The sequence below is a fragment of the Rhodanobacter sp. Soil_C_14 genome (assembly GCF_057657335.1).
Genome location: NZ_JBDGIQ010000006.1, coordinates 221,196 through 235,952 on the forward strand (window position 1 = coordinate 221,196; position 14,757 = coordinate 235,952).

General features: G+C 66.6%; 15 protein-coding genes. 5 read left to right on the forward strand and 10 right to left on the reverse strand.

Annotated elements, in window-relative coordinates:
* The first annotated feature begins 99 nt into the window (after positions 1-99).
* Together folE and AC3A56_RS15215 are read left to right on the forward strand one after the other, a co-directional pair.
* Complete coding sequence (folE, locus tag AC3A56_RS15210; protein ID WP_056714124.1) at positions 100-726, forward strand: GTP cyclohydrolase I FolE; 627 nt, start codon at positions 100-102, stop codon at positions 724-726.
* A 53-nt stretch (positions 727-779) separates the two neighbouring features.
* Positions 780-1,484, forward strand: coding sequence for an RNA polymerase sigma factor (locus tag AC3A56_RS15215; protein WP_487770902.1), 705 nt, complete (start codon positions 780-782; stop codon positions 1,482-1,484).
* 3 nt (positions 1,485-1,487) lie between these two features.
* Here the strand turns inward: AC3A56_RS15215 and AC3A56_RS15220 are convergent, their stop codons facing one another.
* From AC3A56_RS15220 to zwf, 6 genes are all read right to left on the reverse strand, one after another.
* Positions 1,488-2,126, reverse strand: a complete 639-nt coding sequence (locus AC3A56_RS15220) for a DUF998 domain-containing protein (RefSeq protein ID WP_487770903.1) — start codon at positions 2,124-2,126, stop codon at positions 1,488-1,490.
* On the reverse strand, positions 2,126-2,953 hold the full coding sequence (locus AC3A56_RS15225; protein ID WP_487770904.1) for a TlpA family protein disulfide reductase: 828 nt from the start codon (positions 2,951-2,953) through the stop codon (positions 2,126-2,128). The genes AC3A56_RS15220 and AC3A56_RS15225 overlap by 1 nt, the downstream gene beginning before the upstream one ends.
* A gap of 97 nt (positions 2,954-3,050) precedes the next feature.
* Complete coding sequence (locus AC3A56_RS15230) at positions 3,051-3,698, reverse strand: bifunctional 4-hydroxy-2-oxoglutarate aldolase/2-dehydro-3-deoxy-phosphogluconate aldolase (protein ID WP_487770905.1); 648 nt, start codon at positions 3,696-3,698, stop codon at positions 3,051-3,053.
* Positions 3,699-3,832: 134 nt separating this feature from the next.
* Complete coding sequence (edd, locus tag AC3A56_RS15235) at positions 3,833-5,650, reverse strand: phosphogluconate dehydratase (RefSeq protein WP_487770906.1); 1,818 nt, start codon at positions 5,648-5,650, stop codon at positions 3,833-3,835.
* A gap of 145 nt (positions 5,651-5,795) precedes the next feature.
* Complete coding sequence (gene pgl, locus AC3A56_RS15240) at positions 5,796-6,509, reverse strand: 6-phosphogluconolactonase (RefSeq protein ID WP_487770907.1); 714 nt, start codon at positions 6,507-6,509, stop codon at positions 5,796-5,798.
* Between the two features lie 118 nt (positions 6,510-6,627).
* A complete protein-coding gene (gene zwf, locus AC3A56_RS15245) occupies positions 6,628-8,091 on the reverse strand; it encodes a glucose-6-phosphate dehydrogenase (RefSeq protein ID WP_056714791.1) in 1,464 nt (487 codons plus the stop codon).
* A 222-nt stretch (positions 8,092-8,313) separates the two neighbouring features.
* On the opposite strand from zwf, the gene AC3A56_RS15250 reads away from it, so the two are divergent.
* The 3 genes from AC3A56_RS15250 (at position 8,314) to nagA (ending at position 11,442) form a co-directional block, all read left to right on the forward strand.
* Positions 8,314-9,066, forward strand: coding sequence for a GntR family transcriptional regulator (locus AC3A56_RS15250; protein ID WP_007807125.1), 753 nt, complete (start codon positions 8,314-8,316; stop codon positions 9,064-9,066).
* A 9-nt stretch (positions 9,067-9,075) separates the two neighbouring features.
* The gene (locus tag AC3A56_RS15255; RefSeq protein ID WP_056763077.1) at positions 9,076-10,107 is read left to right on the forward strand and encodes an SIS domain-containing protein; all 1,032 of its coding nucleotides are present in this window, start codon (positions 9,076-9,078) and stop codon (positions 10,105-10,107) included.
* 138 nt (positions 10,108-10,245) lie between these two features.
* Positions 10,246-11,442 (forward strand): N-acetylglucosamine-6-phosphate deacetylase, encoded by a 1,197-nt coding sequence (nagA, locus tag AC3A56_RS15260; RefSeq protein ID WP_487770908.1) that lies wholly within the window; start codon positions 10,246-10,248, stop codon positions 11,440-11,442.
* A gap of 645 nt (positions 11,443-12,087) precedes the next feature.
* On the opposite strand, the gene AC3A56_RS15265 is transcribed toward nagA, so the two are convergent.
* The 4 genes from AC3A56_RS15265 to AC3A56_RS15280 form a co-directional block, all read right to left on the reverse strand.
* Complete coding sequence (locus AC3A56_RS15265; RefSeq protein WP_487770909.1) at positions 12,088-12,459, reverse strand: transposase; 372 nt, start codon at positions 12,457-12,459, stop codon at positions 12,088-12,090.
* Between the two features lie 121 nt (positions 12,460-12,580).
* On the reverse strand, positions 12,581-13,057 hold the full coding sequence (locus tag AC3A56_RS15270; protein WP_487770910.1) for a HEAT repeat domain-containing protein: 477 nt from the start codon (positions 13,055-13,057) through the stop codon (positions 12,581-12,583).
* 457 nt (positions 13,058-13,514) lie between these two features.
* Positions 13,515-13,820 carry a hypothetical protein gene (locus AC3A56_RS15275; protein ID WP_487770911.1) on the reverse strand — a complete coding sequence of 102 codons (306 nt, stop codon included), beginning with the start codon at positions 13,818-13,820 and terminating at the stop codon, positions 13,515-13,517.
* Positions 13,813-14,526 carry a transposase gene (locus AC3A56_RS15280; RefSeq protein ID WP_487770912.1) on the reverse strand — a complete coding sequence of 238 codons (714 nt, stop codon included), beginning with the start codon at positions 14,524-14,526 and terminating at the stop codon, positions 13,813-13,815. Before AC3A56_RS15280 ends, AC3A56_RS15275 begins: the two co-directional genes overlap by 8 nt.
* Positions 14,527-14,757: the final 231 nt, after the last annotated feature.

Below are 14,757 nucleotides of genomic sequence, written 5' to 3' on the forward strand. Positions count from 1 at the left end.
GCAGCGGGGCACAGGTTCCGGCCGGCGAGGCGGACGCCGCGGGAACCTCGCGCGGGGCGCCTGCATCGGATCAGCTGTCATCCCACCGATACCGCCTGCATGCTCGAACTGGATCAGAACCCCACGCCCGCCGCCGCTGCGCCGTTGCCGATCGCGGATTGCCCGCGCCCCACCCGCGCCGAGGCCGAGGCCGCCGTCCGCACGCTGATCCGCTGGGCCGGCGACGACCCCGCCCGCGAAGGCCTGCTGGCCACGCCCGCCCGCGTGGTGCGGGCGTACGAGGAATGGTTCGCCGGCTACCGGCAGGATCCGGCCGAACTGCTCAGCCGCACCTTCGGCGAGGTCGGTGGTTATGACGAGGTGGTGATCCTGCGTGACATTCCGCTGCAGTCGACCTGCGAGCATCACATGGCGGCGATCACCGGCGTGGTGCACATCGCCTACCTGCCGAGCCGGCGCGTGGTGGGTATTTCCAAGCTGGCGCGGCTGGTCGAGGCGCTGGGTCGCCGTCTGCAGATCCAGGAGCGGCTGACCGCGGAGATCGCCGATACCCTGGCCCGGGTGCTGCAGCCGCGGGGCGTGGCGGTGATCGTCGAGGCCAGCCACGCCTGCCTGTCATCGCGCGGGGTGCGCGCGCACGGGGTGTCGATGCAGACCCGGCGCCTGCTCGGCGAATTCGCCCGGGAGCCGCGGCGGCGGGAAATCCTGGCGGCGCTGGCCGGCTGAACGGGAACCCCGGAGCGCCCTGCCGCATCGGATCGGTGTAAAAGGAGAAAACCATGTCAGCCCATGCCCATCTCGCATCCATCGATTACGCCGCGCTGGACGACCACGCGCTGGTGGCGCAGGTTCGCGCCGGCCATCGCGAGGCGTTCCGCCACATCATGCAGCGCTGCAACCAGCGGCTGTTCCGCGTGGCGCGCGCCGTGCTCGGCGAAGACTCGGAAGCGGAAGACGTGCTGCAGGAATCGTATATGCGTGCCTATCACAAGCTGGATTCGTTCCGCGGCGACTCGACCCTGCTGACCTGGCTGACCAGCATCGTGCTGAACGAGGCGCGCGGCCGGCTGCGCAAGCGCCACACCATGGTGGGCCTGGAGCAGGTCGACGCGGCGCCCGACGACAGCCACCAGATCATCCAGTTTCCGTCGAAGTTCGGCAGCGAGGATCCGGCCGTGTCCGCCGCCCGCGCGCAGATCCGCCGCCTGCTCGAACACGCCATCGACGCACTGCCGCCGGCGTTCCGCACCGTGTACATGATGCGCGACGTGGAAGAGTGTTCGGTGGAGGAAACCGCGACCCTGCTGGCGATCAAGCCGGAGACCGTGAAGACCCGGCTGCATCGCGCCCGGCGCCTGCTGCGCGCCGCGTTGCACGATCAGCTGGCCACCACCATGGGCGAAGCCTTCCCGTTCATGGGCCAGCGCTGCGCCCGCGTCACCGACGCGGTGATGGCGCGACTGGAAAGCGAGTTGGCCGGCTGAGGGTTACAGCGGGAATTCGCGGGCGGCTGCCGTCCGACCACGGCACAGCCAGCCGGCGGCCAGCAGCAGCCACGCCAGGATCAGCGCGATCACCAGCCGCTGCTCCAGCCCGCGCGGCATGCCATGCCACAGCGCATCCACCCAGATCGCGGCGAAGCCCGCCAGCGCCAGCCCGAAGGCCGGCGCGAACCGCCGGCGCCAGCGTGGATCGACGCGCAGCCGCCACGACTGCAGCAGCGCCGCCACGGTGACGCACAGGAAGGCCGCCTGCGCCGCCACGCCGTGCACGAAGCCTTCCAGCGTGGGCGCACGGCCGGGCAGGTTGCTGTGCGCCAGCGCCGTCACGCACAGGCCGAGGCCGGCAGCGGTGAACAGCAGCCACGGCGCCGCGCTGCGCTGGCGCGCGTCGAGCGCCCGGTAATAGCCCGCGCCCAGCGCGTACAGCGCGATGGCCAGCACGACGTAGGCGGCCTGCAGCCAGTGGCCGTACGCATCCAGCAGGTAGAAGCTGAGCGGCGCATCCCGCCAGTCCAGGTCGCCGCGCAGCAGTTGCACCGCCACGGCAACCAGGATGAAGAACAACAGCCCGGCCAGCGCAATGCGGCCGAGCGTGGCGGGCGCCGGTGCGTGCGACCGTTCCATCAGCGTCCCGCGGGGGACGGCGGCATATCCGCCTCGATGCGTTGCAGGCGATCGGCCAGGGTCGCCGGCGACAGTTCGCCCATGTGCGTGTCGCGCAGCCGGCCGCGGGCATCGATGAACAAGGTGGTCGGATAGCCGCGCACGTTGTAGTAGTTCGACAGCTGCAGGTTCTCGTCGGTCAGCACGTGTTGCAGCGTCAGTTGCTGCGCCTGCAGGAACTGCCTCACCGTGGCCGCGGACTCGCCCTGGTCGGCAAACACGAAACGCACCTGCGGCATCGTGCGTTGCGCCTCGGCCAGCACCGGCATCTCGCGCCGGCAGGGGCCGCACCAGGTGGCCCACAGGTTGATCACCGTGGGCTGGCCGCGCAGGCTTTCGACATCCACCGCGCGCCCGTCGAGATCGCCGAGCTGCAGCGTGGGCAGCGGCGCCTGCGCCTGCGCGGTGAGCTTGTAGGCGAGCAGGCCGGCGAAGCCCGTGGCCGCGATGCCGATGGCCACACTGGCGGCCAGCGGACGCCGCAGCGATGGCCGGCGCCAGCCGACCAGCAGCGCGGCCACGATCACGCCCAGCGTGCCCGCGAGCGGATCGAAGCCGTGATCGCGGATGTTCAGGATGCTCAGCGGTTGCTGCGCGTACTGCGGCCACCAGCCGGCCACATAGGCCAGCCGCGCGCCGAGTAGGCCAAGGCCGAGGATCAGGAACAGCGGGTTGCCGGTGTCGGCGTAGCCACGCCGATGCAGGAAGCCGGCCGTGGCCAGCGCGGCGATCACGCCGAACAGCAAGGCCAGCAGGCCGGAGGAAAGAGCGAGTGGTCCGAGATTCACGCGATGAAGTCCTGGTCGAACAGGTGCGCGTGGGCCGCGCCGGGTACGGCCCACCTTAACCGGTCCGGAGCCCGGGACGGGCGCTCAGGACGGGCGCTCAGGACAGCGCGGCGGCCTCGCGGGCCAGTTGCTCGATCCCGGGCCAGTCGCCCGCAGCGAGCTTGTCCGCCGGGGTGAGCCAGGAGCCGCCGACGCAGATCACGTTGGGCAGGCGCAGGAACTCCGGCGCGCTGGCCAGGCTGATGCCGCCGGTGGGGCAGAAGCGGATCTGCGGCAGCGGGCTGGCCCAGGCGCCGAGCAGCTTATGGCCGCCGGCCGGCACCGCGGGGAAGAACTTCAGGTGGCGATAACCGCGCTCGAGCAGGGCCATCGCCTCGCTGGCGGTGGCCACACCGGGCAGCAGCGGCAGCTCGCTGTCGTCGGCCGCGTCGAGCAGCCGCGGCGAGGTGCCCGGCGACACGGCGAAGCGGGCGCCGGCCTGACGCGCAGCCTCGAGGTCACGCGCGGTCAGCGCGGTGCCGCAGCCGACCACCGCACCTTCCACTTCGGCGGCGATCGCGCGGATCGCGTCCAGCGCGGCGGGCGTGCGCAGGGTGACCTCGATCGTCGGGATGCCACCGGCGACCAGCGCGCGCGCCATCGGCACGGCGTGGCGGGCGTCGTCGATGATCACCACCGGGATCACCGGCGCCAGTCGCATCAGGGATTCGACTTGCTGCTGCTTTTGTTCGATGGAGGTGGTCACGGAAAGCTCCGGTTGTCTTGGCTCCTCCCCCTGCGCGCAGGGGGAGGTCGGGAGGGGGTTGTCCGAGGTGGCGGGGAAGATCAAGAGCGACCCCACCCCAACCCTCCCCTGCTAGCAGGGGAGGGGGCAAAGGTTCACAGCACGCCGGCGCCGAGGTCGGCGTTGGCGGCGGCCTGGCGGAACAGGCCGAACAGTTCGCGGCCCATGCCGCTGTGTTCGCGCGACAGGTCGGCCACGTGCGGCAGGCGGGCGTCCAGTTCGTGCGCTTCCATCAAGACGTCCAGACGTCCATTCGCCGCGTCCAACCGGATCATGTCGCCGTCGCGGATCTTCGCGATGTTGCCGCCGGCCACCGCCTCGGGGGTGACGTGGATCGCCGCCGGCACGCGGCCGGAGGCGCCGGACATGCGGCCGTCGGTGAGCAGGGCGATGCGGTGGCCGCGGTCCTGCAGCAAGGCCAGCGTGGGAGTGAGCTTGTGCAGTTCGGGCATGCCGTTCGCGCGCGGGCCCTGGAAGCGCACCACCGCCACGAAGTCGCGGTTGAGTTCGCCGCGCTTGAAGGCGCCGGCCACGTCGTCCTGGTCGTCGAACACGATCGCCGGCGCCTCGATCAGCAGGCGGTCGTCCGGCACCGAGGACACCTTGATCACCGCGCGGCCGAGGTTGCCTTCGAGCATGCGCAGGCCGCCGTCGGCGCGGAACGGTTCGTCGATGCCGCGCAGCACGCCGCGATTGCCGCTCTGCTTGGCCACCGGCGCCCAGTGCAGCGCGCCGGCCTCGTCGAGTTGCGGGATTTGCGCGTAGCCGTCCAGGCCGGTGCCGAAGATGGTCTGCACGTTGCCATGCAGCAGGCCGGCGCCCAGCAGCTGGTCAATCAGGAAGGCCATGCCGCCGGCGTCGTGGAACTGGTTCACGTCGGCGTAGCCGTTCGGGTAGACGCGGGCCAGCAGCGGGACCACGCCGGACAGCGCGTCGAAATCGTCCCAGCGCAACTGGATGCCGGCCGCGTGCGCGATCGCCACCAGGTGCAGCAGATGGTTGGTCGAGCCGCCGGTGGCGTGCAGGCCGATCACGCCGTTGATGATCGCGCGCTCGTCGATGATGTGGCCCAGCGGCAGGAAGGCGTCACCCAATGCACTGTGCGCGGCGACGCGGCGCACGATCTCGGCGGTGAGCGCGTCGCGCAGCGGCGTGTCCGGTGCGGTGAAGCTGGCGCCGGGCAGGTGCAGGCCCATGATCTCCATCAGCATCTGGTTGGAGTTGGCGGTGCCGTAGAAGGTGCAGGTGCCGGCGGTGTGGTACGAGGCGGCTTCGGCTTCGAGCAGCTCGGCCTTGCTCGCCTTGCCGTCGGCATAGGCCTGGCGCACCTTCGATTTCTGCTCGTTCGGGATGCCGCTGGGCATCGGCCCCGACGGCACGAAGGCGCCGGCCAGGTGGCCGAAGGAGAGCGCGCCGATCAGCAGGCCCGGCACGATCTTGTCGCAGATGCCGAGGAACAGCGCGCCGTCGAACATGTCGTGCGACAGCGCCACCGCGGTGGCCAGCGCCACCACGTCGCGCGAGAACAGCGACAGCTGCATGCCGGGCTGGCCCTGGGTGATGCCGTCGCACATCGCCGGCACGCCGCCGGCGACCTGGGCGGTGAAGCCGGCGTCGCGGGCGATCTGGCGGATCAGCGCGGGATAGCGCTCGTACGGCTGGTGCGCCGAGAGCATGTCGTTGTACGCGGTGACGATCGCGAGGTTGGCGCGCCGGCCGCTGCGCAGCGCGGCCTTGTCGTCCGTACCGCAGGCGGCGAAGCCGTGTGCAAGGTTGCCGCATGAAAGATGCTCGCGCTGTGGCCCGCTGCGGTCGATCGCGTCGATGCGCTTCAGATACGCCGCGCGCGTCTCGCGACTGCGCTCACGCAGGCGTTCGGTGACTTCGGCGATGACGGGATGCAGCGTGGTCATGATTCAAATCCGGAAGTGAGTGGGGAGGAGCGAGAAACGAGAGACGAGGAGTGAGAAGTGAGAGAAAGCAGTGCCAAGGCATGGGACAGGAGCTCTGGCTCCGGCTCTCTCTCTTTTCTCACTCCTCTCCACTCACTTCTCGCCATCAAGGGCACCAGTACACCGCCACCGATACGCGCTGCTGGGTCAGCACTGCGCGCACCGGATAGTCCCGTGCTGCACCGATGCCGAGGCGTGCGTCGGCCAGCAGGTCGCGCTTCTTCTCGCCGGTCACCAGCAGGTACAGCGCCCGTGTCTGCAGCAGGGTCGGCAGGGTCAGCGTGATGCGTGGCTCGCCCGCACCTGCGGCATGCATCGGCAGCACCGGCGCCGATCCATCGGGATCGAGCGCCTCGGCCAGATGGTCGCCGCCGGGGAAGAACGAGGCGGTGTGGCCGTCGTCGCCCATGCCCAGCACCACGGCGTCGAACGGCAGCGGCAGCGCCCCGATCCGTGCGCTGGCGGTGGCCAGTCCCGCTTCGGGGCTGGCATCGCCGGTGTACAGCGGAACGAAGGACGCGGCGGCGGCGGCGTGCTGCAACAACAGCGACTGCACCAGTCGCGCGTTGGAGCGTTCGTCGGTATCGGGCACCCAGCGCTCGTCGACCAGGGTGACCTGCACCCGGCTCCAGTCGAGCTGCTCGCGTGAAAGCTGTTCAAACAACTGCTTCGGCGTGCTGCCGCCCGATACCGCCAGCACGGCGTGGCCGCGTTCGGCCAGCCCCGCGCGCAGGCGCTCGGCGATGCGTTCGGCCAGCGCGGTGGCCTGGACGCGGCAGTCGGTGAAGCTGTGGGTGGTGACGTTGAGTGATGGAGTCATGAGGAATGGTGGCGCCGTGGGCAGTCAGCGGCTGCCGGCGCGCTTCGCGTCGGGAAGGAGGCTGCAGTCTGTGTCACGCGTCGGCATGGCGGGGTGAATCGTGCGGCGCGAGGACGACTTACTCACCGTCTTCGTTCCATGTGCGGCCGTCGCGTTCGATCAGCGCCACCGCGGCGCTCGGCCCCCAGCTGCCTGCGGTATACGGCCGCGGCGGCTCGCCGCTGTCGGCCCAGGCGGCCAGGATCGGACCGGCCCAGTGCCATGCCGCTTCCACTTCGTCGCGACGCATGAACAGGGTCGGGTTGCCGCGCACCACGTCCAGCAGCAGGCGTTCGTACGCGTCCGGCTGCTGCACGCCGAAGGCCTCGGCGAAGCTCATGTCCAGCGGCACGTGGCGCAGGCGCAGGCCACCGGGGCCGGGGTGCTTGATGGTCAGCCACAGTTTCACGCCTTCGTCCGGCTGCAGCCGCAGCACCAGCCGGTTCTGCGCCAGCGTGCCGGCGTCGCCGCCGAAGATCGAATGCGGCACCGGCTTGAAGGTGACCGCGATTTCCGACACCCGGCTGGGCAGCCGCTTGCCGGTGCGCAGGTAGAACGGCACGCCGGCCCAGCGCCAGTTGGCGATCTCCGCCTTCAGCGCCACGAAGGTCTCGGTGTTGGACTTGTTGTTGCCCAGCTCCTCCGGATAGCCCGGCACGCTGGCGCCGTCGGCCACGCCGGCGCGGTACTGGCCGCGCACGGTGAGCTGGCTGACGTTGCTTTCGTCGATGGGTTTCAGCGAATGCAGCACTTTCAGCTTCTCGTCGCGCACCGCATCGGGCGCCAGCGACGAGGGCGGCTCCATCGCGACCATGCACAGCAGCTGGAGCATGTGGTTCTGCACCATGTCGCGCAGTGCGCCGGCGCGGTCGTAGTAGGAGCCGCGGTGGCCCACGCCCAGCGTTTCGGCCACGGTGATCTGCACGTGGTCGATGTGCCCGGCGTTCCACAGCGGCTCGAACAGCGCGTTGCCGAAGCGCAGCACCAGCAGGTTCTGCACGGTCTCCTTGCCCAGGTAGTGGTCGATGCGGAAGGTCTGCGATTCGCTGAACACCTTGCCGACCGCGTCGTTGATCTGGTTCGCGCTGGCCAGGTCGCGGCCGATCGGTTTTTCCAGCACCACCCGCGAGGCGCCTTCGTTGAGCTTGTAGTGGCCGAGCCGGGTGCAGATGTCGACAAAAAGCTCGGGCGAGGTCGACAGGTAGAAAACCCTGACATGTTCCGGTTCGCTGCCGATGAAGGCGGCGAAGTCGTCCCAGCCCTCGTCCTTGCGCGCATCCAGCGGGCGGTAGAACACCTGCTGCAGGAATACGTCGAGCTGGCGCGCATCGCAGATGCCGATCAGCGCCTCGCGCAGCTGGGCGCGGTAGCCCGCGTCGTCCAGCGTCTCGCGGGCGACGCCGACGATGCGGCTGCTGCCGGGGATCTGGCCATCGAGGAAGCGGTGGAAAAGTGCGGGCAGCAACTTGCGCAGGGCGAGGTCGCCGGTGCCGCCGAAGATCACCAGGTCGAACGGATCAACCGATTGGGTAGAAGCAGTCACGCAGTCACCTCGAACGATGCCGGCTGGCGGGCAAGGCCGAATGGCGCGTCTTGCCCGAAGGAGGGTCGATAGTACCAGTGAAATACCAGAACGACTACGGGGCTGCATACGAATTCATTTGATCCGGCAGGCAGGCCGGTGCGGCGCGATCGGTTGCATCTGAAACGACCGGTTGCCGGTCCGGCCTTGCGGTCAGTGGTTTGCCATTGGTATCTTTACCGGATGGAAATCGCCTTGGCCAACGAATACCGCCGGATCTGCCAGGATCCGGCCACGCACCAGCCGCTGGCCTATCTGCGCCTGCGCCGGGCGATCCGCAACATCGTCGAGCACCGCGACATCGAGCCGGGCCAGGCGCTGCCCAGCGAGCGCGACCTGTCGCAGGTGCTGAAGCTGTCGCGGGTGACCGTGCGCAAGGCGATCGCCGGCCTGGTCGAGGAAGGCCTGCTCACGCAACGCCACGGCGCCGGCACCTTCATCGCCGAACGCATCGTCAAGCCGATGTCGCGGCTGACCAGTTTCACCGAGGACCTGCGCGAACGTGGGTTGCGCCCGCGTTCGGAATTCTTCGAGCGCGGCATCGGCGAGGTCACCCCGGAAGAGGCGATGGCGATGAACCTGTCGCCCGGCTCGCTGGTGGTGCGCCTGCATCGCGTGCGTTATGGCCAGGACGAGCCGCTGGCGATCGAACGCAGCGTGGTGCCGGCCAGCGTGCTGCCCGATCCGTTGCTGGTGCACGACTCGCTGTACGAGGCACTGGAGAAACTCGACGCGCGCCCGCGCCGCGCCCTGCAACGGCTGCGCGCGGTCTCGCTGAATGCGCAACAGGCGAGGCTGCTGCACGTCAGCGTGGGCAGTGCCGGCCTCAGCATCGAACGGCGCAGCTTCCTCGACGACGGCCGCGTGGTCGAGTTCACCTGTTCCTGGTATCGCGGCGACATCTACGACTTCGTCGCCGAACTGCAGACCGACTGAAGGACGCCCATGGCCGCCCGCGACACCTTGATGTACTCCGAAGCGCACGAATCGGCCGACGTGGTCGCGCGCCAGTTCGCCGCCAACGAAGCGGTGGTCGCCGCGCTGGCCGCCGCGCTGCGTGCCGAGCCGCCGCGCTTCATCGTGACCTGCGCGCGCGGCAGTTCCGATCATGCCGCGGCTTATGCCAAGTACGTGTTCGAGACGCGGCTGGGCATCGCCACCGCCTCGGCGTCGCCGTCGGTGACCTCGGTGTACGCGGCCGAGCAGCAATGGCAGGGCGCGTTGTTCCTGGCCATCTCGCAGTCGGGCAAGAGTCCGGACCTGCTGCGCAACGCCGAGGCCGCGAAACGGGCCGGCGCGCGCGTGGTGGCGCTGGTCAATGTCGAGGATTCGCCGCTGGCGGCGCTGGCCGACACGGTGATCCCGCTGCATGCAGGACCCGAGCGCAGCGTGGCCGCGACCAAGAGCTACATCGCCGCGCTGGCCGCCGTGCTGCACCTGTGCGCGCGCTGGCTGGACGACGCGGAACTCGGCGACGCACTGCAGCGGTTGCCGCAGGCCTTGCGTGACAACTGGAGCGCGGACTGGTCGCCGCTGTGCGACGCGCTCGCCGGTGCCCACAACCTGTTCGTGGTGGGCCGCGGCTACGGCCTCGGCATCGCGCTGGAGGCGGCGCTGAAGTTCAAGGAAACCTGCGGCCTGCACGCCGAGGCGTTCAGCGCGGCCGAGGTGAAGCATGGGCCAATGGCCCTGGTCGGCCCCGACTTCCCGGTGCTGTGTTTCGCCCAGGACGACGACACGCTGGACAGCACGCTGGCCGTGGCGCGCGAGTTCCGTGGCCGCGGCGCCCAGGTGCTGGTGGCCGCGCCGGGCCTGCACGGCGCGGGGATGCTGCCGGTGGCGACGGGCCTGCCGGCCATGCTCACGCCGTTATTGATCATCCAGAGCTTCTATCGGGCGGCCAGTGAACTGTCGCTGCGCCGCGGCTTCAATCCCGACGTGCCGCCGCACCTCAACAAGGTCACCGAGACAGTCTAGGAGCCAGGAGTGAGGGGGGAGGAGTGAGAGAAAGCAGTGGCGAGGCCGAATGAGTGCCTTGGCTCCGCTCCGACCCTTGCTCTGGCTTTGCTCTCTCACTCACTCCTCACTCCTCCCACTCACTCCTCGCCCATGCCCATGACCATCGCCCTCACCAACGCCCACGTACTCACCCCCGACGGCTGGCGCGACGATCTTGCCGTGCTGCTCGATGGCGAACGCATCGTCGACCTGCTGCCGCCCGCCGATCCCCGCGTGCGCGAGGCGCAGCAGCACGATCTTGACGGCGCGACGCTGCTGCCGGGTTTCATCGACGTACAGGTCAATGGCGGCGGTGGCGTGCTGTTCAACGAGGCGCCCACGGTGGAAACCCTGCGCCGGATCGGCGCGGCGCATCGCCGGTTCGGCACCACAGGCTTCCTGCCCACGCTGATCAGCGACCGCGTCGAGGTGATGCGCGAAGCGGTGGCGGCGGTGGAGCAGGCGCTGGCCGAAGGCGTGCCCGGCGTGCTGGGCATCCACCTGGAAGGCCCGTACCTGGCGCCGGCGCGCAAGGGCGTGCACGACGCGAAGTATTTCCACGCGCCCGGCAGCGACGAGATGGCGCTGCTGTGCGCGCCGCATCGGGGCGTGCGGCTGATCACGCTGGCGCCCGACCAGGTGCCGCTGGCCAGCATCGGCGCCCTGGTCGACGCCGGCCTGGTGGTCTGCGCCGGGCACACCGCCGCCGACTACGCCACCACCCGCGCCGCGCTGGATGCGGGCGTGCGCGGCTTCACCCACCTGTTCAACGCAATGACCCCGTTCGGCAGCCGCGAGCCCGGCGTGGTCGGCGCGGCGCTGGATGACGCAGACAGCTGGTGCGGCATCATCGTCGACGGCCACCACGTGCACCCGGCCAGCCTGCGCGTGGCGATCGCCGCCAAGCCGCGCGGCAAGATGCTGCTGGTCACCGACGCGATGCCGCCGGTGGGTTCGGACAGTCCCGACTACGTGCTCAACGGCGAGACCATCACCGCGAAGGACGGCATCTGCCAGACCGCCCAGGGCGTGCTGGCCGGCTCCGCGCTGGACATGGCCACGGCCGTGCGCAACGCGGTGCACCTGCTCGGCCTGCCGCTGGACGAGGCGGCGCGCATGGCCAGCACCTATCCGGCGGATTTCCTCGGCCTCGGCGAAAGCCACGGCCGCATCGCAGCGGGCCATCGCGCCGACCTGGTCGTGCTCGACGACGAGTGCCGCGTGCGGCAAGGCTGGGTCGGCGGCAACCCGTTTCCAGGCGGGCCAGGGCAAGGCGTGGAATGGTCACCGTCCCGCCCGCGCGAAGCATCTTGACGTCGCGCAACGCAGGCCGGGATGTTCACTGATGGTCTTCGGGGTACGGTAGGGGATTGCCCGACAACCTGGCGCTTGCGCTGGATCATCGAGCCGACTCAAGCAACACGGTTAGTCATGCTTGGGTCTCCTCTGATTGTCCCCTTTGATTGGAGAGAGAACCTCTATCTGTTTGGATACTCTCTTATTAGATCAAGCTCCGAACTGTAAATATATGTCCGCGCCACATCTAATGAACCATTGTGAAAAAATACCGTGACCTCTATCGAATTGAGACCATGCACGACTATAGACTTTGCAGTGCCCGAGAAGCTGTTGTTAAACCTTTTCAGTGCATCGCTTGCTGCAAGAAACTGAGCACTGCTTAGCTCACAAGAATCTTTAACACACTGGTTGACGCGTGGCAATTCACCGACGGGATTCGCGCCAGGAAATATATCCTGCCAAAACAGAAGCGCCGCAAAAACCGTCGATATAAGCACAGGCTCATCTCCACATAGTTGTTGCTGCTTTCGATCTTCCGAAAACATTGCCAAGGTCTCTGCCACCGCCAGCGTCTACAGTGCAGCAGCTTTCCCATCACCGCGCGATAGCTGCTCCACGGCCAGTCACCGGCGGTCTCGCACAGATGAGCACGTTCCGGATTCAGCACGATATAGCGCGACAACTCCCGCAGATAGCGATCCTTGTCGACGAGCACGGCCTTGTAACGTCCCTGCAGCACATGACCGTGCGGTTGAATGCCTGCGTATAGACGCCGTTGACCTCGCGCATCCCGTTGACCTCGCGCATCCCTCGCGAAAGTGTCGGCTGCAGCGTCTCGACCAGCAGGTGCTCGTGGTTGTCCATCAAGCAATAGTCCCATAGCCGCCACTCGACGCGCTCGCCTGTGTGCGCCAGCCCTGTACAGAACGCCTGCCGATCCTCCTCGTCCAGAAAGATCGCTGCGCGCGCATCACCTCGCGCCATCACGTGATACAGCGCGCCAGCAAACTCAATGCGAAGTGAGCGGGACATACGGGCAGCCTGCGCCTGGCAATGTGGCAAAACAAGACAAGACCTAACCCCGAGTCTGCTTCGGAGACGGGCTTTTGCGCGCCTATTGACTCGGGTGGCGAAATGGTGACCTCTGCTTTTCTTACTTGGATCTGGAGTCAAATGTTCCAAAGCATGCGGCGGGCGGGGAGGGGGCGCCCATTTGAGCCAATGCAAATCGAATGCCTGATGCCGAAGTTAAACTACCTTGGATACAATCCACCTCAATCAATATTTTTTGAAGCTTGGGAGCCGCTATTTTTGCTCGCACCCCAAGATTACCCAAAGATCTAGCCACCCAATAACGCACAGAATCGTCAGAGGTATCCATAAGTGACATTATGTCGGCCACGGTCTTATCATCAACTTCTTGGGGGTTTGTTTCGCGCGTCAATTCCGCAAGATGCTCCGCAGCAGCTGTCCGGGCAGCTGTCGACGGCTCGCTCATGCGTATCTTTACTATCGCCTCCTTAAGCTGCTCTACAGGCATAGAGCCACTTGCCATCGCAGCATTGCCAAGTGATATGGAAAATATAAAGAAAATGACGAAAAATAGGCTCTTAAATTGACTCTTTAACATGCTATGCTCCTTGAGATCAAAAGGGGTAAGAGTGAGCTGGCTCTTGGTTTTCCCCGGGCCGGGATGTTCGTTCCCTAATTGCGGCCAGAACTGCACCCGGCCACGGTGCAAAACCCTGCCGCCAGTGCTCTCTTGCCACCCCTGTTTTTGGCCAGTTCGCTGTCAGGAACTGCACTGATCTTTGTGTTCAGATTTTCTTATGGTGAAATGATCAAGCGCTGTTGCGCTGATCTTTTCACGCCATATGTCGATGTCAGCGTAACCATTGGAATGAAATTTTGCCTCAAGATAACCCAGGTCAGTGCCGTCCGAGCCCCCGAAAATCATTGGAACATACAGGGTAACCTCATCCTGATCCGACTTGGAATCACTCGAATTATAGGTGAGCTGAAATCCCACCAGGCTTAGGCGCCCTCCATGCAAGTCAAGCTGACTCGGGCCAATGACCCAACAAGCATCATGAGATGAATAAGCCATTTTCTGCAGCCGACCCCCCGGGAATGTCCATAAAAAGCCTGTCGCTATCTTCCGTCACGACAGTCATTGTCTTGATCTGCTTGGTCCCATCTGTATCAGCCATCAGAAGCGACGGGAAAAGCAATATCCCCAGACATATGAATTTGATTGAAAAAAATTTCATGGCGTCACTGAATCCAGGCATAAAAGGATAAAACGGGCGATCAGTGTGCACTGACCGGGAGGGCAAAAGGGGTGGGCAAAAGGCGGCAAAAGGGTCGGCAAAAGGGTCAGAGACATTATTCACGACCGGTCCCGGAAGCTCGGGGCTTTCCTGGCGGCCAGCCTCGCGGCCTTATCGTCGCGACGCGTCGCAGTTCTGCCTCAATGGCGTCTTGAAACCGGCTGGTTCCCAGGGCGCGCTGCTGTTGGACGTAAGCGCGAGTCTCGCTCATTCGATCCTCCCCGATCGCTTCAAGAAACAAGGCACGATAGGCAGCGCAGCGCTCATCAACTGTCGCACCCAACTGAGCATACGCGTCGTGCGGGTGAACGAGACGGTCGGTCACGCCCTCCGCGTTGGCGCGGTAGCTTGACCAGGCATAGTCGCTCGGCGCCTCCACCATCGCGGCGCGCACGGGGTTGAGCTCGATGTAGCGGTAGCAAGTGAGCAGGTAGCGCTCGCTGTCGATCAGGCAGGACTTGTAGCGCCCCTCCCAAAGCGTGCCGCTGCGCCGATAGGTCGCATTGAAGTAACCCACATAGCGGCGACCGAGAGCTTGCATCGTTCGAGCGACTGCACCGGTCACCTCCGGCGTCATCAGCAGGTACACGTGGTTGGTCATCAATACATAGGCGTGGACTCGACAACCGTGTGCCAGGGCTGCCTCACCGAGCTGACTCAGGTAGCACCGGTAGTCCTGCACGCGCAGGAAGCACGGCTGGCGATTGTTCCCGCGCTGGATGACGTGTTGCGGAACCCCGGGCAAGTCCAGACGGCGCTGACGTGGCATGACGGCCTCCCGCCATCTTCTGACCAGCCCCATCCTCGCAGCCCGAACCAAGCCCCATCATCAGCTCAGACCACCACTCCTCGTCGGATAATGTCTCTGACCCCTTTTGCCCCCTTTTGCCCTTTCCCGTTCAAAGGTGTCCGTCAAACCCGGACTGAACCGCCCCGGGTTTTGAGGAGGCTCCAACTCTTGAGAAGATGGAGCCATGAACAAGCCAAACAAGTTCTCACC